Genomic DNA, 21,697 nt, shown 5'->3' on the forward strand with positions numbered 1-21,697 from the left:
AGCGAAAAGGCTGGCAGCGGCATTCCTAAGCCGAAGGACTGATCAAAATATTCAGCAATAACATTTAAAACTCCCCATTGGTATGAGTTATAAAAGTCTAAAAGAGGAGTGTTACGAAGCAAACATGATGCTTCCCAAACTGAATCTCGTGGTTTTTACCTTCGGTAATGCCTCGGTGGTGGATCGGGAAAAAGGTGTGTTTGCCATCAAACCCTCCGGTGTCCCCTACGAATTTCTGAAACCTGAAGACATCGTCATCTGTGATTATGAAGCTCAGGTGGTGGAAGGAACCAAGCGTCCTTCTTCCGGATACCAAAACCCACGCCGTGCTTTTCAAACACTGGGAGAACATTGGCGGCATCGTGCATACGCACAGCATGTACGCTACCGCCTGGGCTCAGGCTCAGCTTGATATTCCCATCCTCGGAACTACCCACGCCGACCACCTCACCACGGACATTCCCTGTGCTCCGCCCATGGAAGACGAGATGATTAAGGGTAACTACGAATACGAAACGGGTTTTCAGGTGTTGAATGAGTTTGAGCGTCGTCAGCTTTCGTATGAAGAAGTAGAGATGATCCTTCTCGGTAATCACGCTCCCTTTACCTGGGGAAAAACGGCAGAAAAAGCGGTTTACAACGCCGGTGTTCTCGAAGCCGTTGCTCAAATGGCCTATCTGTCCTGCACGCTTCGCCCAGACGTTCCCCGACTGAAACAAACCCTGATTGACAAGCACTTCTTCCGTAAGCATGGCAAAGATGCCTATTATGGTCAAGGCTGTTAGTTAAAAAGCACTTATCTCTATCCTAACAAATCCTCTAAGCCTGCATGATAACGCTGGGACTTGAATCCATTGACTACGCGATCTTTCTGATTTATTTCGTGATAGTGGCCGTTTACGGTTACTGGGTCTTCAAAAATAAAGGCAAACAAACCGCCGATTCCAAGGACTTCTTTTTGGCTGAAGGGTCGCTTACGTGGTGGGCCATTGGTTCATCTATCATCGCTTCCAACATTTCAGCAGAACAGTTCATTGGCATGAGCGGGCAGGCCTTTCAATTAGGGCTGGCTATTTCAGTGTACGAGTTAGCCGGAGCTTTCTCGCTGATTATCATCGCCATTTACTTCCTGCCCATGTATATCAAAAACAAGATATACACCATGCCGCAGTTTCTCCAGATTCGGTACGACGGGCGACTAGCGACGATCATGGCGGTATTCTGGCTGTTACTGTACATTCTCGTTAACCTGACTTCCATCATTTACCTGGGAGCAATTAGTCTCGAAAAAATGACGGGTTTTGGCTTCATGCCGTCCGCCATCTTCCTGACGGTCTTTGCCGTATTTATTACCCTGGGTGGGATGAAGGTAATCGGTTATACCGACGTTATTCAGGTGGTTTGTCTGGTAGTGGGTGGTTTAGCCACTACGTATCTGGCTCTGGATTTACTTTCGGATCGCGTAGGTACGGGTTCCGGTGTGCTGGAGGGATTAAGCCTGCTGAAAGAAAAGGCCGACAGCCACATGCACATGGTGTTTTCACCGGGGCAGTATAGCGTGCACGATGGTCGCGGTGGGTTTATTGATGCCTATAACCAGTTACCCGGTATGATGATGTTCATCATCGGCGGTCAGTGGATTGTGAACTTCAACTACTTTGGCTGTAACCAGTACATTACCCAGCGAGCTCTGGGTGCGGATCTGAGTACGGCCCGTAATGGTTTGCTTTTTGCTTCGTTTCTGAAAGTAATGATGCCTTTCATCGTGGTATTACCCGGTCTGGCGGCTTACGTATTGTTTCAGGAAAATGCCGATCCGTCCATCGTTCAGGGAATTACCGAGGGGGGAATTGTGAAGCCTGATAACTCGTACCCCGTATTGCTAAACTTATTACCCGCAGGTCTGAAAGGACTGGCGTTCGCGGCTCTGACGGCGGCTATTGTAGCCTCGCTGGCGGGAAAGGCAAACAGTATCTCCACTATTTACGTACTGGACATTCACAAGAAATTCTTCAATACCAATCTGGATGAGAAACAAACCGTTTGGCTGGGTCGGGTTTCTATTGTGGTTGCTTTTGGTATCGCGTTAATCCTGAGTCCTTTGCTGCGGAATTTCGGTCAGGGTTTTGAGTACATTCAGGAGTATACTGGCTTCATTTCTCCGGGTATTCTGGCGATTTTCCTATTAGGTTTCTTCTGGAAAAAAGCGACTACCAATGGAGCTCTAGTATCGGCCCTGTTGAGTATTCCTTTGTCCACGCTGTTCAAATACCAGGCTCCTGATATGCCTTTCCTGAACCGCATGGGTACCGTATTCTGGATTTGCGTAGTCGTTCACGTAGCGATTAGCTTATTCGAATCCAAAGGCAAAGATAACCCCAAAGCCTTTATGGTGGAATCCAACTGGTTCAAGGTATCCACGCCCTTCCTGATCGGAGCCCTAACCATCACAGGCCTGATTCTGACAATTTACGGAGTCTTCTATTAGTTGTCAGTTGTTGGTTTACCGTTTTCAGTTAGTTAAAATTAACTACAGAGTTCCTCAGAGTTATAACACAGAGTAACACTGTGCATAACTCTGAGGAACTCTGTGGTTAAGTACGGTAGGCCATGTACAGGATTAAGATTTCATTATTAACGTCCACAGAAAACGGTAAACAGCCAACTGAAAACTACCTTTGCCTCATGAAAAAGAAAGCTTTAATCTTCGATATGGATGGGACGATGGTGGATAACATGATGGTTCACCACCACGCCTGGCAATCGAAACTGGCCGAGGTAGGGAAGGAGTTGACCCTGGAGGAGGTCATTGCTACCTGCCACGGCATGAACGATGATATTCTGGTACGGATTTTCGGTGATCAGTATACGTTTGAAGAAAGAGATCGTATTTCAGCGGAGAAAGAAGCCCGGTATCGGGAGATATTCCTGGAGCAGCTTCGCCTCATTGACGGCTTACCCGAGTTACTGGCGAAAGCCGCAGAGCTGAATATTCCAATGGGCATTGGCACGGCGGCCCGCTACGAGAACGTGGATTATGTGCTCGATAACCTCAACATCCGGCACTACTTCAAAGCCATCGTTTGTGACCGCGATGTCAAGAAAGGCAAGCCTGACCCGAGCGTATTTTTTCAGGTAGCTCAGACGCTGGGCGTGGAACCGGAAGCCTGTCTGGTATTCGAAGATTCTCCCACGGGAGCCCGCACGGCCTTCAACGCGGGTATGGAAGCCATCATCCTGACCACCACGCACAAAGCCGAAGAATTCGAAACCTTTACCAGTGTTCGTAAATGCGTGAAAGATTATACGGAGATTGATTTGGAAGAGGAGTTGGCGAAGTAAGAAAAACGCTTTTGGCAGGTTCCTCATTTAAATTCTAAACCTTGGTATAAAGATCGAATTCCCTAATTTATGAATTTAAAATTATAGCATAGGGATTAATCTAAATTACTATCCCAGTTGCTGACAACCTGCTTAAATCAAATGGATTGACGAGTATTAGATCATTCAACGACAAAGAGCTACTTCAAGACAAGAGGCAGCTCTTTGTCGTTAATCAACTTTTTAACATCAAAAACGCATCTTTAATGACCAGAGCAATTTTTTGTCGGCGAAGCATTAGAAAATCAGTATACGAAAGCGTTTCCCAATTTTCGGGTAAGGCGTGCCAATAAGCCATTTTTTCCTGTTCCTGCGTAGTGAGTCGACTTATGTATGCAGGTAAATATCCGGCTGGATGCGTATCCGCAATGGAGATGTTATCACTCCATTCAACCAATGCATAATTGGCTATCTGGTTCGTATCCCGCTTTTCTGTGACACCATTCCGCTGCAACCAGGCTTTCGGAAACAAATGGTGCCGTTCCAATGCTGATTTTTTACTTTTCAGTCCTTCCTGTAGCAGATCAGAAACCTTGAGTTTTGAGAATAAGCCATACGCATCCAAGATGTACAGGGACGCATAATAGGCGTATAGGGATGGACTTTGAGAAGACGAGGTAGCCAAATCCAGCGGCAGGGTTTTATCCCAGAAATCGTTCGTTAGTTTACTATCGATGATTTCATCCAATGCCATTCGGAAACCTTCTGCATCGGTGATGCTACGCAAGCGGGTCAAATCTCCTTCCATCATGGATTCTGGCGAACCCGTATACCGTCCGGTCAGAGATGACATGAAAAACCAGCGGGCCATGAGTCGCTTGAGCTCGTAGAGTTCCATGCGGTACTCTTCCCGACCAATCAGGAAAAGTACGTACGCATACAGCAGATTGTTAGCCGAACTGATGTAGTTGGCATGGGCGAACCCGGCCTGTTTAATGGCTTTGATGAACTCGTGCCAGTGTTGCAGATCAAGGGCTTTCGCTTGAGCGATTTTTAGCTTTTCAAACTGGCCGTCCCGACGCTCCGTGCTGAAATCACCCGAGTCAAGATCTTTGCCCCGTAAAATGCTGTATACATGCCTCAGAGCGGCCCGGTGAAAGGCTAGGCCAATGGATACCCGTAACAGCTGATCCGGATCAGGCTCAATGAGGTAGTTATACGGGGACGGTGTATTTTTACTGGGCAGTCGGCACTGTCGGCAAAATTCTTCTAGTTCGCGGCGGCCGTCTTCCCAGAATACGCTCATGAGCGTGAGAATAAAGTCGGCCTGATTGAGTTTCTTTCCCTGTGAATTGATACGAACAAACACGTCCGCGACTTGCTCTTCCGAAATCGTATGCGAAAGTTCCAGTGCCGAGAAGGTGTAGTTTTCCAGGTTTTTCAGATCATTGATGATGCGTTTGATTCTCCGGATATCATCGCGACTGAGTTCTACGCTACTCTTTAATCGCTCAATGTATTCATCCATCACTTCGTCCAGATACGTATCCGGCTGCCAGAGCACCGAGATGTTCTGGATGTACCGCGGGTTTTTCTGAATGGAAGCGTCAGGAACTTCAAATTTCTCCTCTAGGGGATTGAAGGCAATCCGTATGGTAGCTTTGTCGTAATTCTCCCGGATGACTTCCTGTCCTTTCATCACGGCATACAGCGACGTTAACCGTTGTTGCCCATCGACAATCAGCAGATCGGGGTGTTTCTGTTTGTGATCCGTACCGATACCCTTGTGTCCACCCACATTGGCGTTGGCCCAGAACAGAAAATAGCCCACGGGGTACCCTTTATACAAACTATCAAAAAGATCACGGACTTTAGTATCAGGCCATACGAAAGGACGCTGTAAATCGGGTAAGCCAATGATGCCTAATTCTATTTGCTGAATCAGGGTAAGTAAGGGGTAATTAACTTCTTTAAAGACTTTTGCCATGTTTATTCTCCGACAGTAACTTGACCGTTCATTAACATAGGTAATAACCAGTCGCGGAGGCTGGCGAGTTGCTGGTTTTGTTGCTCGTTTATTGCAATCTTGTCAAAAAACGGTTTTACTAATTCAGAAAATCTCTGTACAATAGAAAGAATAGGAATCTCAGATTTTATTGAGTAAACAACATTCCTATTCAAACCTGGAACCGCTGAACTTGATTCTATTTTCTTAAGATTAACTTTTTTTAATAAGTAATAGTGAAAACCTAAAAAGTCAAGTCCTCTTTTATCTGTGATATAATAGGTAGTATCAATTGGAAAAAAATTATTATTAACCCACGTTATTTCTCCAGCAGAGCCTTTTCTTCCTACAACAATTCCAGGACCTTTTACAAGAAATTTTTCATGATAACCTACTATTCCATTTGATCCCATAACAGGAAAGCCATTGCCAGATCTATCACTTTCCTTTAAAGGTTTACCATATTCTAAGTTTATAATTTCCTCTAATGTTCCAACTTCCCAACCCGCCGGAATTTCTCTTTTTAGTACTTCATTATAAACCATTTCACCACCAGAAGCACGATACGGTTTTCCTTCTTCATTAGGAAAATCAAACTGTACGAACCAGTAATCATACAGCGTTTTCGCCATTTGCTCTAGTTCGGTGTTGATACGGTTGTTTAATTCTATTTTTTGATGTATTGTAAATAGAAAGTCTCCAATTTTTTTTTGTTCACTAAATGGAGGAATTAATAAATTTATATAAGAAAATATTTGCTCATTAAAACTTGCTCTTAATGTCATAATAGCATTATTCTCCATCGTTTTTCTAAAGAATTTACTTCGAAGATAAAATGCCATAAACTTATGGTATGTAATATTTTTCTGAATAGGTCTTAACCTTTTTAAAAAACCACTATAAGTAGCATTATCGTAATCTTTAGTGGCTACAGAACTCATTGCCAATTCATCTAAAACTTCGCTTGTTCTAGTTAGAAAAATGTCCCCTTCCTTAATTGAATATTTTTTTCTCTCTTTGTCCGATGTATTCATTAAATCGGGCAGTTTACTAGGTAGAAAATAATTATTAAAGACTACACTGAAGGAAAGAAATGGGAAGCCGTGACCAGCTTGTTCAGGAGTAGACGAAATTCCAGAACTCATTTCATATAAATTGCAAAATTTGTATAAAGTAAACTCAGACATATTTTAGCTTATTGATTGTATTCTTAATATTTTCTTCTAGTATACTAGATTCTCTGAAAAACTTCGACAAATTATTTTCAAAATCAGTCATTTTCTCCGCAAATTCATCCGCTGTAATCTCAACGTACTCAATCTTTACATCAAAATATTGCCCGGCGGATAAACTGTAATTTTTTTCTTCAATTTGCTCCGCATTTACCACTACCGAGAAATCTTCCATGGCCCGTTTCTGGTTCATGGCGTCGATGATCTGGTTTTCTTCCGTTCGGGTCAATACGGTTCGCTGGTTTTTCCCTTCCTTGACCGTATCGCCCAGCTTAGATGCATCCACCAGCACCACCTGATTTTTGTCGGCATTTTTATCCATAAATACAATGGATACGTTGGTGCCCGTACTGGCAAAAATATTGCTGGGCATACTCACCACGCCCCGCAGCCAGCCGCGTTGCACTAGTGCCTCGCGTATGCTCCGCTCAATGCCACTCTGGGCCGTGATGAACCCCGTAGGAACCACCACCGCCGCTTTTCCTTTTTCGGAAAGGCTGTACATAATGTGCTGGATGAAGAGCAGGTAAATGGCCATGCTCTCTTTCTTAGCCTTGGGTACGTTGGGGATACCCGCAAAGAATCGGTCTTTGAAACTGTCTTTGGTCAGATCTTCACGGTAATCGGAGAAGTCGAGCTTAAAGGGCGGATTCGATACGATGTAATCAAATCGTTCCTGACTATAGGAAGGCTGAAGAATGGTATTCCCCTTGATAATATTCGGAATGGAATGCGACAAGCTATTCAGAATCAGGTTCAGTCGCAGCATACCCGCCGACTTTTGCGAAATATCTTCCGAGTAAATACTACAGTTTTTTTCGCCAATGGCATGGGCAATGTTCATCAGCAACGTGCCTGACCCTGCACTGGGATCATACACTTTCACGCCATGCACGTCGGTTTCGTTCACCAGAATAGCCGCCATGATACGGGCTACTGCGTGGGGCGTGTAGTACTCGGCGTATTTCCCGCCGCTGTCACTATTGTAATCTTTAATGAGGTACTCAAAAATTTCGGCGAAGAAGTCGTATTTCTCCGAGAACATCCGCTCAAAATTCGTATCAACGACTTTATTAATTAACGCCCGACAGAAGGCATCCCGTTCCGACGAATCCTTAATATACAGACTGATGTCATCGAACATTTTGTCCTTCGCACCCGACGTTGATTTGACGGAATACAGGTTCACATTATCCGCACTGATGCTCCGTAGGGTTCCATCGAAATACGCCTCGGCAAAGTCAGGCTGATTCGAGTTATTGTACAGGTACGAAATCAGTTGCTCGGGTTGCAGACGGGCCGCTTTGTTGCCGATACGAGCCAGCAAAAATTTCCGCTCGCTTTCGGGCATTGCTTCGTAAGCGGTCTGAAAGTTTTCAGCTTCGGCCAGTACTGGATTAATCCGTTTGGCTTCGTATATAAACTTATCGTTCAGGTATTTATACAAAAACACCTGCGTAATGATGTCAAATTCACTGGCATGATTGCCAAGACCGTAATTGGCACAAACACTCTTCAGGTCGTCGATGAGTACTTTGGTCTTCTTCTTAAATTCACTTTCGCTCATCTGTACTATTTGTATTGGTGTAAATATTCTTTCACAATGAGGTGATTGATGGATTCCGTAGTGTTATAATCCAGATCAATCTTTTTGGTATCAATGAACTGGTCAATCACAATGCTCATCACTTCATCCCTGAAATACGCATCGTTTTGCAACAGATTGATATTGTTCAGGAAAATGCCGTCTACCTGAGCTTTCGTACTCATCAGAGCATCGTAAACCTGCATTTTAGGAGCCGAAATTTTATAATCGGTCATCAGCCGTTTATGTACGCGGGCGTATTTTTCGTCCTCATCGTACTTCGCTTTCAGCAGGGCATTCTGACGATTAAGTTCTTTCACTTCGTCGTAAATACGGTTCAGCAAACCAATGTTTTCCCGCATGTCCTCCTGCGAAACCTCATCGAGATTCTTGTTTCGGAAAATACGTTCCAGTTCTTCTTTCAGGGATATAAAAGCCGGGTCTTTTGGATCAAAGTTACGTTGTAATTCCTCCCGAGTTTTGCGAAGCTGATTTCGCAGACGATCGGCCAGGATCATTTCCTCTTCCGAAACTTTGGTAAACTGGAAGAAAATATCTTCTAAAGCCAGGTTCAGTAGGTTTGACGTTTCTTCGTGCTGATTCAGGTCGTCTACCAGATTCAGAATATCCAGCCGTCGCTGTACTTCTGCCAATAACTGATTCAGTTTATTGAAATCAAGTAGTTTCAGTAACTCATCCTGCCCTTGTAGGCGAATGATATTACGGAGTTCCTTTGCTTGCGTGAGTACTTTTTGCAGTTCCAGCAACTGCTTTTTATCCCTGATTTCGTCGATCTGCAACCGAAACTTTTCGGCGTTGTGCGTATCAAAGTCAAAGAGTTTTTCCTGAATACCTTCGATATCGCTGGTAATCTCTTCGGGAGACTTAAACAGATTGGAGTAGTTCTGGAATTCATCTCCCAATTCGCCCTGCAATTCTTCGAAATAATTCTGGTTCGTCAGTCTAAACTCTTTCGTGATGTCGGCGAAGTCGACCACGTACCCGAACCGATAATTTTTATACGGACGATTGACCCGAGTCAGCGTTTGAAGCAGGTTGTGGTTCTTTACCACGCGAGCCAGGTACAGTTTCTTCAATCGCTTGGCATCGAAACCCGTCAACAGCATATTATAAACGAAGAGCAAATCAATCTCCCCACGTTTAAATGCCTTAATATCTTTCTCACGGTCGTCTTTGCTATTAACATCGTGGAGAATCAGGCTGGCTTTTAAATCATGTTTGCTGGCATATACTTCGATTCCTTCAGCCGCCATTGGCAAGGAAGACGCTTCGGAACGCTGACGACCTTCAAACTGGGCAAAGAGTTCTTTTGCCTGATCGGCACTGTCGCAAACGACCATTCCGCCAAGCGTATAATCGTTATTTGTTTTCCGGAACGTCTTCAGATCATTCACGATGTACTCCAGCATCGGCTCCACAAATCGGGGATGGGCAAAAATCTCGCTTTTGGAAATTTCCCCCTGAAGGATGTTGATCTGTTGAATGACGTCCTTCATTTGCATTTTGTACGTCGTATCAATGCCTTCCCGTATGAGTCGAAGCGTGTATCCATCGGCGATGGATCGGTTGTAATAATACGTATGGATATAATTGCCGAATAATGCTTTGGAATCGTAGTCTTTCGCCACTTCTTTCAGTAGTGGTGTTCCAGTCAGGGCAATTCGAATGGATTTCGTATCAGATTTTAGGAGATTAACCAGATAACTGCCTTTTGGATTGTAGCTTCGGTGGGCTTCGTCAATAAAATACACCCGTTGGATATTCAGGTCGTAATCCAGCTCTTCCAGCACTTTCGTGTCTTCAGTAAATTTCTGAATATTTACCACCGAAATTTCCATTTCTCCCGAGTGGTTCTGTACCGCTCCAACTCGCTTCATATCCCGGATAAACTCTTCGCGTGAGTTGACCAGCCGAACGGATAACCCTCTGGAACGAAACTCATTTTTAGCCTGGTTAGCCAAATCCAGCCGATCGACGATGAAGTAAAATTTCGGGATTGTATTCTTTTTCTGGAAATAATCGGTCAGAAACTTCACATTGAAAAATGCCAAAGCGGTTTTGCCGCTTCCTTGCGTATGCCAGATAATCCCTTGCTTCGTACCACCATCCAGCTTCTGAGCGAGGGCTTTCGTTGCAAACAACTGCGGATACCGCATGATGTGTTTCTGCAGTTCCAGCTTTCCATCTTTATCATCTTCTACGTAGGCAATTCCAAATTGCAGGAAAAACGCTAGTCGCTCCCCACTCAAGAGAGAAGTCAGCAAACGATTGGTAGGGGTGTCAAAATGCTTATTGGTCTTAAACTCATCGGTATGCTTGATTGCTACTATATTGTTATCCTTCAGCACCAGATTTTCCAGTTCTGTGTCTTCAGGTTTCAGCAGATGAGTTAAATTCAGAATTTCTTCTTCGCGGAAATAATTGAAAAGCACCCCAGTTTTAGATGGTGTTCCGTAGTAGGCTCCCATAACCGGATCGGTTACGCCATCTTCGTACTCCATGTTATTGGAGAAGAGCATCAACTGGGTAATATTCGTAAAAGTAGTAAACTCCTTTAAGGCAAATCGAGTATTGATACGGCTGCGTTCGGCCAGTACCCCCTCCCGGTTATTTGGCTTTTTTACTTCAATAAATACCAGAGGCATTCCATTGATCAACAAGGTAATGTCTGGCCGAAACTCTTCGTCTCCGTTTTTATAGGTAAGCTCTGTTGTAACATGAAACGTATTTCGATGAAAATTCTGAAAGTCGATGAGCTTTTTCCCTGACGTGCTAACCAGCCTACGATAGAAGTCCCGTCCGAGGTCGTCTGAATGCAGCTTGATACTAAGTTCCTGTAATTCCACCTCCGCTTCATGTTCGGAAATGTCATTAATGGCAGCGATACTTTTTTTGAAAATTTCAGGGAAGATATTATTCTCCTCTAGTCTATTCTGCTGACGTTTAGGGATATAGGTATAACCCATTCTACACAAGTGCAGGATGGCGGGTATTTTTACCCTCGAATCTTCATTAAATGCCATGGCAGAAAAGGTAATTCTATGTAATACGCAACATGTCTTTCAGAACCATTTCCTGTTGCCGATATCACTGTTCAGTGACACTGATAATCTTCAAAAATACAAAGGACTGGTTTCCAAATCCAAGTCCAAAACATCTTATTAGGTGAAATTTTTCACCTAATAAAGGATTAATAGAGAAGAGTAAGTTTAAATAGAAAAAGCTGTCAGATTTTTCTGATAGCCTTTTCTCGCCGTCGTTAGGTGTTTAGCGAAGCGTCCACCAACAAAGGGAGGGTTAAAAGCTTACTAGCGTTTCCCTGAATATCACCTTAATAAGTAGGCAAGAAATCAGACGCGTCTCTACGTAGCGTCAGCCTGTTCCACAATCACTGCCCCATTTTCCACTCGCCAGCTTTCTTGGAAAATCATGGTGTCTTCCATGTCGATGTATTTCATGAGGGCTTTGGGGCCTTTTAATTCCAGATAGGCAAAGCCGTTGTAGCTAATATTTCGGCGGCGGAGTCGCTCGCGGATGCGGTCGTCCATGAAGTAAATCGGATCGTGGGTTTCGGGGGCTTTGAGTTCCACGGGCATACCGCCGTGACCAATGCAACGACCGTGAACGGTGAGGCTGTTCGGTAAATTCTGGGTGTGATAAATTACCATTCGGTGTTCGTGTCCGTAAATCCAGGCTACCGGACGGTCTCCATTGCCCAGTATTTTCCGAAGCTGTTCGCCGGGTTTGGGGAAGGCATTTCTGAATACGGAGAAAACGGGATGATGGCTTAAGAAAATAATCCCGCGTGGATCGTTCGGATCACCGAGCTTGACTTGTTCTTTTAACCACTGGATCTGCACGTCTTTCAGGCGGCAATCCGGTGGATTGAGGATTTCCATGATCGGATTCCGAACGGAAGTATAACCCGTATCTAGTCCAATGATCCGCCAGTGTGCGTTTTCCAGACAGAAAAAACCTGCCTTTTGACTCACCCGTACGCCCGCCTGATCAACGCCCATGCGGGGTAATAATTCTTCGAAATAACCCCGTCCGTTGGAGTACATTTCATGGTTACCTGACAGGGCCAGACTTCCGTTCTTTCCCCAGGGCCAGGAGGCATCGGGGTTCAGGAAGTTGGCCCGAAGTTCCTTCGGTGCTCCTACAAAATAAACATCGCCTAGGTGCAGGGTATAATCGGTGTTGTAGCGTGCCGCGAGTCGTCCCACCAAATCCGACTCAACGGTATCCGTTGCCCAGTCGGAAAGCAGAGCTAGGGTCGTGTTTTCCGGGATTTGGTAAACCCCCGAATCGCCGTCTTTCGGATAAGACTGGTAAGGATAGCGTTTGCCGAAACGACTTTTGAAGTAATGGTATACAAAGCCAAAGAAGTTTGACCAGAAAAACTGACGTAGTTTATAGGTAACCGTATCCGTAGGGGTAACCGTTTCCTCAAACTCGTTTTGTAAGGTTTTGAGGTGATTTTCAACTTTATTATGACTGAGATTAACGTATTGTTTGGTTGAACGCATGGGCCGTAGGGGAATAGATGAATCCGTATAATAAAGCCCAAAATCTGAGAAGATGTTTAAAAACAAAACGTCCCGTTTCAGAAAAACGGGACGTTTTGTTGAATAGGTTATAATCCTAGCTTTCCAGCGGTGGAATCCGTAATACCTGACCAGGATAGATCAGATCAGGATCTTTCAGCATCGGTTTGTTTGCTTCAAAAATGATGGGGTATTTCATGACATCGCCGTAGAATTTACCCGCAATTTTTGACAATGAATCGCCTTTTTCAACGGTGTGATACTGAGCTTCGGGCTTGGGAGCCGTTACCCGGATGCGGTTGTCTACCTGCTCTACTCCGGTAACATTACCCACCGTCAAAGCAATTTTTTCGGCGTCTTCCTGGTTGTCTACTTCACCTTCCAACACGACCGTAGAACCGGCTGTTTTGATGGTTAAGTTTTTGTAAGTCAAGCCCAGACTTTTTACTTTTTGTAGTAAAGCTCCAGCCCGTAGCGGTTCTACTTCTTCGGGCTTTGCCTGAGCTACTTTCGTTTCTTCTTCTTTACTGCCGAAGAGGTTCTCGCCGACTCCCTTCATGAATGAGATCAATCCCATGATACTACTGTGTTAAGGTTGAATTTTTATTACCGTTCTGATTTCTGAAAAATAGTATTCCAGAAACAGAACTGCGGAAAATTAAGTATTATTTTTCAAATCTTAACATATTACCGCCAGATTCCAAGGCGGTAAGAAACTAGTAAATGGCTTCCTCGCCAGATGTTTAAACGCTGTTCCTTTAAATCACCCACAATGACTAGATCATCAGCAGAAAGGGTAGCTATTTTTGGCGATTGAAGCCTGGTCGTATCCATAACCGCAATGGACTGGCAGGGACAGGGAAACTGACTTCGATACTCATTGAGGGTGGATAATAACTCTTTGGTATCTTCTACCTCGTATTCCTTGTTTGCCTCGATTTTTTGCTGAACGCGTTGGAGGTAACGATCATAGAAAGGCTCAAATTCAAAGCGTAACAAAGGGAAGTCTTTCAGGAAAGCGGCAGCATTTCGGTATAGCTGAAAATGCGGCGGATCAACAAAGCCCACGAAATTTCCGCCCCAGATTAACTGGTAATAGGGGGTTAGGTCACCAATAGCCTCGTAAGGTCCGGCGTTACGAACGAGTCTGCCATGCCGAAAGAAGCCTAAATCTGCCGCCAGCCCTAACTGATGAAAGGAAATGGGAGCCATACTGCGGCCTCGTCCCAGCAGTTTGGTTTGTAACTCCGCACTTCGTAAATCAGAAATAACCTTCACTTCATAATTCGGCAATTGCCGCCGAAGTGAATCCACCAGTGAGTCGCGACGAACCAGAAAAGCCTGGCGGGTGGTATCCAGTAGCCAGGCCCAGCGGTTGTACAAGTACAGCGGGTCCTCGGTGATGGCCGTAAAATAGGCGTGTCGCTGCATACTATCCAGTCGGGACGTAGGGGCAGGCAGAGAGTCCGTAGGTGAGCCGGAACGATGCGAACCCAAAAAATGGAAAGTGCCGGGTTCGTCTTTGACAAAAGCCAGCACGCGACTCACGCCCAGGGTCTGCTCGCGTAAACTGTCGGTTTTATAGACGGGCGTAATGAGGTCGTATAAACTCAGGCTAGTTACTTGCCGGGAACTATCGCAGGTGCTGGACTGCCAGGAAGGTAAGGTTGGGGGAGCTTGCCCGCAGGCTTGAAAAATAGCTCCCCAAATCAGGTATAGGCCAATAAATCGCTTCAATTCGTTTCTTTTTCGTACGTTAAAAACCGCTCGTACAACTGACGTGTAATGGGACCGGGCTGGCCTGAACCAATGGGACGATTATCAATTTTGGTAACCGGAACAATGCGTTTGGTTGAACCCGTGGTGAATAATTCATCCGCCTGTAGAGTCTCTTCGAGCGTTACTTCACGTTCTTCTACTTTCAGTTCACGCTGAGCAAAATTCAGGATGTGCTTCCGGGTAATCCCGCGTAACATTCCCTCGGCTGGGGTAATCAGGGTATCGCCTTTGACCACAAAAACATTGGAACGTGAAGATTCAGTAATCAGACCGTTTTCATAGTATAATACGTCGTCGGCTCCCATTTCGCGTTGCTTCCGCAATAAATAAATGGGAAGCAGGTAATCCAGTGACTTTACTTCGGCGAGTTGTCGCTGGTGTTCTACGCTCATAAAGTGCAGCCCTTTTTCGGGATCTTTAAACTCAAAGGGCTTGGCAATTACGAAAAAGTTTGATTGCTCGGCGGGGGCAAAACCATCGGGAGAATACCCGCCCGTCAGTACCAGTTTCAGACCTAATAAGGCATGAGGATTGAGGCGAATCAGCTCGGCAATGATTTCCCGTAGCTGCTCGCGACTGGCTGGAATGTTCAAGCCCATTAGCTCCGCCGAACGATTAAAGCGGTCGAGGTGATCTTCCTGAAAAATGGGTTTCCCGTCGATACACCGGAAAAAATCGAAGATTCCGTAGGCCCGCAACAGGCCTAAATCCGTGATGTTAAGCTTGGCTTGTTCTTCGGGAAGAAATTCGCCATTAAGGAAAAAAGTAGCTGCCATGAAAGAAGAAAATAATTGGGGCTAAAGATAATTCTTTTGGTGTATAAACTGAGGGAAGCCTGATAAACCCCTTCAGGGTTTTGTGAGTAACGATTAATACCGATTTAGCCATTGCATAATCTGAATTGTTTCCATGGCTTCCCGGACATCGTGTACCCGCAAAATAGTTGCTCCTTTTTGCAAGGCGATGGTATTCAGAACCGTCGTTCCATTGAGAGCTTCGGAGGGTGGAATTCCCAGTTTTTTCCAGACCATGCTTTTCCGTGATAGCCCAATTAATAGGGGTAAACCAAAGACGCCGAAAGCTTCCGCCTGAGCCAGTAACTCATAATTCTGATCGGCGTTTTTCGCGAAGCCGAAACCAGGATCCAGAATAATATCCTTAATGCCCGCTTCCCGAGCCAGAGTTACCCGAACCAGTAACTCATCTATTACTTCAGTTACCAGATTTTCGTACTGATTCAGGCTGGCCATGTTTTGGGGAGTGCCTCGCATGTGCATCAGCACGTAAGGAACTTGCAGCTCGGCGGCTGTCTGAAACATGGCTTCATCGAGCAAACCACCCGAAACGTCGTTAATCAGGGATGCTCCGGCTTCGATAGCTCGGCGGGCTACGTTCGACCGGAACGTATCAATGGAAAGCAAGGCATCCGGGAAATGTTTGAGAATCGTTTCCACGGCCAGTAACACCCGTCGGATCTCTTCTTCTTCGGGCACATCATCCGCTCCAGGTCGGGTAGAATAGCCACCGATATCCAGAAAAGTAGCCCCTTCGGAAAGCATTTTTTCGGCCCTTTGTCGAATCCCTTCGGGATCGCCAAATCGATTTCCAGCGTGGAAAGAATCGGGGGTAATATTGATAATACCCATCACTACGGGCGTCTGAATCGAAACTAATCGACCCCGGCAGTTAAGGGTCGTCGGAACGAAAGAAGAAAAAACAGGTTCTTGCATGGGGTAAAAATACGTTCAGAAAGGCCCTTAGGATAACTTTGAATACAATTCTACGTACCTTATTATAGTTATTCAGTTTTTTTCGCGGAAATATCCAATATTGACTTTGGGATTACGCGAATCGTAATCTAATTTTGCGGGAAAATTTGCAATCTCCCAGTAACTATTCATATTCAATGGCAAACGCAGTCAATAAAGGTAAGATTACCCAAGTGATCGGACCGGTTGTGGACGTGAGTTTCGAAGAAGAAGGTTCATCCCTGCCGGCTATCCTTGATGCCCTCGAAGTAACGAAATCCAACGGTCAGAAAGTTATTCTGGAAGTTCAGCAGCACTTAGGCGAAGACCGCGTACGTGCGATCGCTATGGACGCGACCGAAGGTCTCTATCGGGGTATTGAGGTACTTCACCATGGTAAAACCATTGTCATGCCCTCAGGCGATGCCATTCGTGGCCGTCTGTTCAACGTCGTTGGTGAGGCTATTGACGGTATGTCACAGCCCAGTGGAGAAGGCAGCCTTTCTATTCACCGGGCGGCTCCTAAGTTCGATGAACTGGCTACTTCAACCGAAGTATTATTTACAGGTATTAAAGTAATTGACTTGTTAGCTCCTTACGTAAAAGGGGGTAAAATTGGTCTTTTCGGTGGTGCCGGGGTAGGTAAAACGGTATTGATTCAGGAATTGATCAACAACATCGCGAAAGTATACGGTGGTCTTTCCGTATTCGCTGGTGTTGGTGAGCGTACGCGTGAAGGAAATGACCTTCTCCGCGAATTCATCGAGTCAGGCGTAATCAAGTATGGTGAAGCGTTCAACCATTCCATGGAAGCAGGCGGATGGGATCTGTCTAAAGTAGACGACGAATCTCTGAAAGATTCCAAAGCTACGCTCGTGTTCGGACAGATGAACGAACCTCCGGGAGCACGTGCACGGGTAGCCCTTTCAGGTCTGACCGTAGCGGAACACTTCCGTGATGGCGATGGTGAAGGTCAGGGTCGCGATATCCTGTTCTTTATCGATAACATCTTCCGCTTTACTCAGGCTGGTTCTGAGGTATCCGCTCTGTTAGGTCGTATGCCTTCAGCGGTAGGTTACCAACCTACGCTGGCTACGGAAATGGGTGCCATGCAGGAGCGTATTACGTCAACCAAGCGTGGTTCTATTACTTCTGTACAGGCCGTTTACGTACCTGCGGATGACTTAACTGACCCCGCTCCAGCGACGACTTTCGCTCACTTGGATGCAACTACGGTATTGAGCCGTAAACTTTCTTCGCTGGGTATCTATCCTGCGGTGGATCCTCTGGATTCTACCAGCCGTATCCTGAGCCCCGAAGTACTAGGTGATGCTCACTATAACTGTGCAATGGCCGTGAAAATGATTCTGCAACGCTACAACGAATTGCAGGATATCATCGCCATCCTTGGTCTGGACGAATTATCCGAAGAAGATAAGCAAACGGTATCACGGGCTCGTCGCGTACAACGCTTCCTGTCTCAACCTTTCCACGTAGCTGAACAGTTTACGGGTCTGAAAGGGGTATTCGTTTCCATCGAAGAAACGATTAAAGGCTTTAACAAAATCATCGCTGGTGATTACGATCACCTGCCTGAAGCAGCCTTTAACCTCGTAGGTACGATTGAAGACGCAGTAGTAAAAGGCGAGAAATTACTGGCCGAAGCTTCTAAATAGTTTACAGTTTTCGGTTTTTAGTTTACAGTTCTTGATTAGATTGTAAACTGAAAACAGCCAACTGAAAACGGAAAACTATAAACAGAAGACTGACCATGTTCATCGAAATTATTACTCCCGATAAAAAGGTGTTTGCTGGTGAAGCGGTTTCGGCTTCTTTTCCGGGCACCCAGGGTTCGTTTCAGATTTTGAATAACCACGCTCCTTTAGTGAGTACGATCGGTAAAGGTCCGGTGGTTGTCGAGACGAAAGACGGACAAAAGACGTATACAGTAGATGGCGGTGTCGTAGAGGTATTGAACAACAAAATCCTCGTATTGGCAGAAGCCATTCTGTAACGCTTAAGAAAAAAGACGAGTCCCGTAGGTAAGCTTTACCTGCGGGACTTCTTTTTTGCCCATTCCTGAGTAAATTTAGCCTGAAAATATTCAACCTGAATTTACGTTAATACCCGTATGTTGTTTGATTTAACCATGAAAAAGCAAGTATTCATCGCTCTATTCAGCATCTTGTTCGCAACTATCGCTCAGGCTCAGGTTACGCTAAACCCACGGGTGGAAGGTCGAACGTCCGAAGATGTGACGATTACCAAAGTGGAGTTGACTAGCCAATACACGATCATCTCCCTGCGGTATGAAGATCCCGTTCCAAGTATAAAAGATCGGTACCTGCGACGAATGAACCCCAGTATGACGGCATCCAACATTGCCATTGATCCGGAAAGTGATCTGCAAGTCAACAGTAAGGGTAAACTCTATTCGTTCAAGTTTATTAAGGCCGAAGGTATTCCGGTAAGGCCCGCCAAACGTGACGTCCGCCCTGGCGATGTGGTGTCATTTGTCGTGTATTTCGAACGACTTGATCCAGGACTGGAAGACTTCAATCTCTTTGAATGTCGGGATGGTATGGATAACTGGCACTGCTGGAACTTCTACCATATCCACATAAAAAATCCGGCTCTTAAGAAAAATGCAAAGAAAACGCCTGCTCCGGTAGTGGCGAAGAAAGAAGCGGGATCCACTATTCCTCCTTTAACCGTTTTAATAAGTGGACAGGTCTACGATGCTACGACCAAAGAGGTGATCGACGGACGGATCGTTCTTCAAAAACCGGGAGCTAAAAACGATACGTTGAAAACCATCAGTAGCACAGGCGTTTACCGAAAAAATGTGAAGCCCGCTACGTATCAGGTAACCGTCATTGCTCCGGGTTATGAGCCTGCTACGGCGACGGTAACTGTCAAGGAAAATGCGGTTGAGAAGGATTTTTACCTAAGAGCCACGGGGGCTAAACCCGCAGCGGCTGAAGTGACTCCACCGCCCGTTGAGCCTACTCCTAAAGAAGCCCCGGCGGAAGAATTGAAGGCTGAAGTAGGGGCAAAGGTTGAACTGAAAAACATTCTTTTTGAAACCGGAAAAGCGGACCTGTTACCCGAATCCATTGAAGGGCTAACGCAGGTAGTAGAATGGCTGAAAGCAAATCCAACGGTAGAGATACGTTTGGAAGGCCACACGGATGCCATTGGAGATTCTAAAGCAAACATGAAGCTGTCGATTGATCGGGTTACAACGGTGAAGCAATATTTAGTTGACAATGGAATTGAAGCCAGCCGTATTGAAACGCAGGGTTTTGGCGATACAAAACCGTTAGTAAACTCAACTAACGATCAGCAACGAAGACAAAACCGCCGGGTAGAATTAATTGTGACCAAGAAGTAGGGTAATTGAAGTAGTAAGTAATAGAGGCTAGTGGAAACACTGGCCTCTATTACTTGGTTGGTGTCCTCACCAACCACTGTTCCTGGCTGGTGAGGACACCAGCCAGGGAGGGAAACGTAGAGACGCGACTTCATCGCGTCTGGCTGGGAAATGAGAATAATTTAGATAGTAACAAAATGGCCTCTTAAGCATTGAAATTTAATGGTAGCAAAGCCTCTTAAATTCTTTCCTCCCTGGCTGGTGAAGACACCAGCCAGGGAGGGGAAAACACTGAATATTAATCTATTAACCAACAACTAAAAACTATTAACTATTTACCCAAACGCGATGAAGTCGAGTCTCTACGGAATTAGGGTTGAATTTTAAACCCGTCCTGAAGGGTTGCTCCTCTCATACTCAACGCCGGATTATAGTAAGGACTACAGGGTAAATCCGTATCCTGACAGTTACTCCAATACCCTTTGATGCCATGCACTACTCGCGGGTCGTCGTTGGCTACGTATAGTTGAAGCGGAGGCAAGGGGTAAACCGTTACGGAAGCCTCTGGGTAAGAATCAGGAGTTATTAGGGGGGGAGACTGCCGTTTAAAGGAAGCATATACCAAGGTAAGGCTAAGGAATCCAACTGCTCCCAAACTGAACAGCTTGGGAACGGGTCTGCGAAAAGGAGCATACCCAATCAGCAAGGCGGCAACGATAAAGCCCATTCCGAACCGGAATTCTGGAGCATTAATAAACCAGAAAATTACTCCCGCAAAAGACATCAATAATAACCAGAACCAGTTAGGATATTGCATGAGAAACTGCACCGTCCGCTTCCACTGGATCATTGCCGCCAGCGGCCAGCCAAAGAGAAAAATAAGTAATACCTGATCGGGGAGTAACTGCGAAGCGAACCAGTGAGGTATCCAGCTAAAATCAAATAAACCGTTGACCGGACTCAATTTGGTTCCCCCAGAAAGATTAATTAAGCCTTGCTCAATAACGGAAGTTGGGACTTTCCAGTCAAAAGAAAACCAGTCGATTAATGGTGAAGTGGTAGGGTAAAGAATATAGCCCGTTAAAATCAGATTGGCTCCCAGCCACCAGAGAAGCGGAATAAGTCCGACCACGACCAGTAAGCTAGCCTGACGGTAACTCCTTTTTCGAAAGCAATCAACAAATAGGACGACAGGAACCAGCAAGGCCATAAGCGTGCTCATTTTGATGGTAAAGGCCAGCAGCGTTAACCATACGATCAACAGGCGTTCGGACGATGCACCAGAGCCTTCTACTTGCCGGGTCATCAAATAAAAGACGAGTCCGACGAGAATCTGAGCGGGATGATCGGGACTGGGCGAGGCCAGCCGCCAGTGAGCATGCCAGAGAAAGAGAACCCCCATTCCTAGTATCAGCCAGTCGTTCATTCGCTGGGGTTTGTGAAGAAGGGACTTCAATCCCCACCCGAAAAGTACCAGCATCAGCCAACCATTCAGCACGTGATACGATTCTCCGGTAAGAAAACGAAGATTGAAAAAGGCTTCCGTCAGAAAGGAGGCGTTATTAAATCCAAAGCGATAATTAACGTTTGCCAGTCCGGGGACGACGGCATATTCCGAAATCCATCGAATCATCGGAGCATGGTACCCCCCCGTATCGGCCACTCGTGGCAGGTGCGTAGTACGGGTAAGAATGACCAGAAACCCTAGTAGAAAGGCTCCCCAGAAATAAAGTGATTTAGGCAAAGTAATCTTCTGTATTCGAGTGCTCCAATACGAACGTCGATGGATTAACCAGCCCATTAATGCGATAAAAAGCCCTGCATGAACCTCCATTCCAATCGAACTGAAGAGCCAGAAATAACCTAATACATTGGTTAATCCGGCCCAACCGATGAAGGCTAGAGCGGGGAGTGGTAACTCCTGAGGAGAACGTCCCAAACGTTGGAAGGCTAGCCATACCAAATCACCAGCCGCGAGGCAGAGGATGGACATGTATAGCCAGAGGAGCAAGGTAATAAGCATACGGGTTAACTAAATGGAAAATGGCTGATGCATGCACCAGCCATTTTCAAGCGAACATTCGAG

15 protein-coding genes and 1 pseudogene are annotated in these 21,697 nt (G+C 45.6%); 6 read left to right on the forward strand and 10 right to left on the reverse strand.

Translation table 11 applies throughout. The features are described from left to right. Window positions 1–82: 82 nt before the first annotated feature. The 3 genes and pseudogenes from QE357_RS05395 to QE357_RS05405 all read left to right on the forward strand — a co-directional run bounded on the left by QE357_RS05395 (window position 83) and on the right by QE357_RS05405 (window position 3,342). A pseudogene (locus QE357_RS05395) lies at window positions 83–785 on the forward strand (L-ribulose-5-phosphate 4-epimerase). Between the two features lie 44 nt (window positions 786–829). Beyond that, window positions 830–2,488 (forward strand): sodium/sugar symporter, encoded by a 1,659-nt coding sequence (locus tag QE357_RS05400; protein ID WP_232793641.1) that lies wholly within the window; start codon window positions 830–832, stop codon window positions 2,486–2,488. A gap of 197 nt (window positions 2,489–2,685) precedes the next feature. After that, on the forward strand, window positions 2,686–3,342 hold the full coding sequence (locus QE357_RS05405; protein WP_309706339.1) for an HAD family phosphatase: 657 nt from the start codon (window positions 2,686–2,688) through the stop codon (window positions 3,340–3,342). Between the two features lie 214 nt (window positions 3,343–3,556). Here QE357_RS05405 and QE357_RS05410 read toward each other — a convergent pair whose 3' ends face one another. The 9 genes from QE357_RS05410 to folP form a co-directional block, all read right to left on the reverse strand. Beyond that, window positions 3,557–5,308, reverse strand: a complete 1,752-nt coding sequence (locus tag QE357_RS05410; RefSeq protein WP_309706340.1) for a DUF262 domain-containing protein — start codon at window positions 5,306–5,308, stop codon at window positions 3,557–3,559. A gap of 2 nt (window positions 5,309–5,310) precedes the next feature. Further along, window positions 5,311–6,513 carry a restriction endonuclease subunit S gene (locus QE357_RS05415; protein ID WP_309706341.1) on the reverse strand — a complete coding sequence of 401 codons (1,203 nt, stop codon included), beginning with the start codon at window positions 6,511–6,513 and terminating at the stop codon, window positions 5,311–5,313. After that, window positions 6,506–8,125 (reverse strand): class I SAM-dependent DNA methyltransferase, encoded by a 1,620-nt coding sequence (locus tag QE357_RS05420; RefSeq protein WP_309706342.1) that lies wholly within the window; start codon window positions 8,123–8,125, stop codon window positions 6,506–6,508. Before QE357_RS05420 ends, QE357_RS05415 begins: the two co-directional genes overlap by 8 nt. A 5-nt stretch (window positions 8,126–8,130) precedes the next feature. Further along, on the reverse strand, window positions 8,131–11,187 hold the full coding sequence (locus QE357_RS05425) for a DEAD/DEAH box helicase family protein (RefSeq protein WP_309706343.1): 3,057 nt from the start codon (window positions 11,185–11,187) through the stop codon (window positions 8,131–8,133). Window positions 11,188–11,526: 339 nt separating this feature from the next. Further along, window positions 11,527–12,693 carry a metallophosphoesterase gene (locus tag QE357_RS05430; RefSeq protein ID WP_309706344.1) on the reverse strand — a complete coding sequence of 389 codons (1,167 nt, stop codon included), beginning with the start codon at window positions 12,691–12,693 and terminating at the stop codon, window positions 11,527–11,529. A 115-nt stretch (window positions 12,694–12,808) separates the two neighbouring features. Further along, complete coding sequence (gene lysM, locus QE357_RS05435) at window positions 12,809–13,288, reverse strand: peptidoglycan-binding protein LysM (RefSeq protein WP_106636188.1); 480 nt, start codon at window positions 13,286–13,288, stop codon at window positions 12,809–12,811. 110 nt (window positions 13,289–13,398) lie between these two features. Beyond that, window positions 13,399–14,448 carry a M15 family metallopeptidase gene (locus QE357_RS05440; RefSeq protein WP_309706345.1) on the reverse strand — a complete coding sequence of 350 codons (1,050 nt, stop codon included), beginning with the start codon at window positions 14,446–14,448 and terminating at the stop codon, window positions 13,399–13,401. Further along, window positions 14,445–15,266, reverse strand: a complete 822-nt coding sequence (locus QE357_RS05445) for an aminotransferase class IV (protein WP_106636189.1) — start codon at window positions 15,264–15,266, stop codon at window positions 14,445–14,447. The genes QE357_RS05440 and QE357_RS05445 overlap by 4 nt, the downstream gene beginning before the upstream one ends. Before the next feature lie 93 nt (window positions 15,267–15,359). After that, window positions 15,360–16,220 carry a dihydropteroate synthase gene (gene folP, locus QE357_RS05450; protein WP_309706346.1) on the reverse strand — a complete coding sequence of 287 codons (861 nt, stop codon included), beginning with the start codon at window positions 16,218–16,220 and terminating at the stop codon, window positions 15,360–15,362. 176 nt (window positions 16,221–16,396) lie between these two features. Between folP and atpD the strand changes: the two genes are divergently transcribed. The 3 genes from atpD (at window position 16,397) to QE357_RS05465 (ending at window position 19,632) form a co-directional block, all read left to right on the forward strand. Further along, window positions 16,397–17,914: a F0F1 ATP synthase subunit beta gene (gene atpD, locus QE357_RS05455; RefSeq protein ID WP_106636191.1), complete on the forward strand. Its 1,518-nt coding sequence runs from the start codon at window positions 16,397–16,399 to the stop codon at window positions 17,912–17,914. 95 nt (window positions 17,915–18,009) lie between these two features. Beyond that, window positions 18,010–18,252: an ATP synthase F1 subunit epsilon gene (atpC, locus tag QE357_RS05460; protein WP_106636192.1), complete on the forward strand. Its 243-nt coding sequence runs from the start codon at window positions 18,010–18,012 to the stop codon at window positions 18,250–18,252. Window positions 18,253–18,387: 135 nt separating this feature from the next. Continuing rightward, window positions 18,388–19,632 (forward strand): OmpA family protein, encoded by a 1,245-nt coding sequence (locus QE357_RS05465; protein WP_309706347.1) that lies wholly within the window; start codon window positions 18,388–18,390, stop codon window positions 19,630–19,632. A 349-nt stretch (window positions 19,633–19,981) separates the two neighbouring features. Here QE357_RS05465 and QE357_RS05470 read toward each other — a convergent pair whose 3' ends face one another. Then, window positions 19,982–21,634 carry an LIC_10190 family membrane protein gene (locus QE357_RS05470; protein WP_309706348.1) on the reverse strand — a complete coding sequence of 551 codons (1,653 nt, stop codon included), beginning with the start codon at window positions 21,632–21,634 and terminating at the stop codon, window positions 19,982–19,984. Window positions 21,635–21,697: the final 63 nt, after the last annotated feature.

Origin of the sequence: Siphonobacter sp. SORGH_AS_0500, assembly GCF_031453245.1 — a bacterium.
In the GTDB taxonomy this organism is placed as follows: domain Bacteria; phylum Bacteroidota; class Bacteroidia; order Cytophagales; family Spirosomataceae; genus Siphonobacter.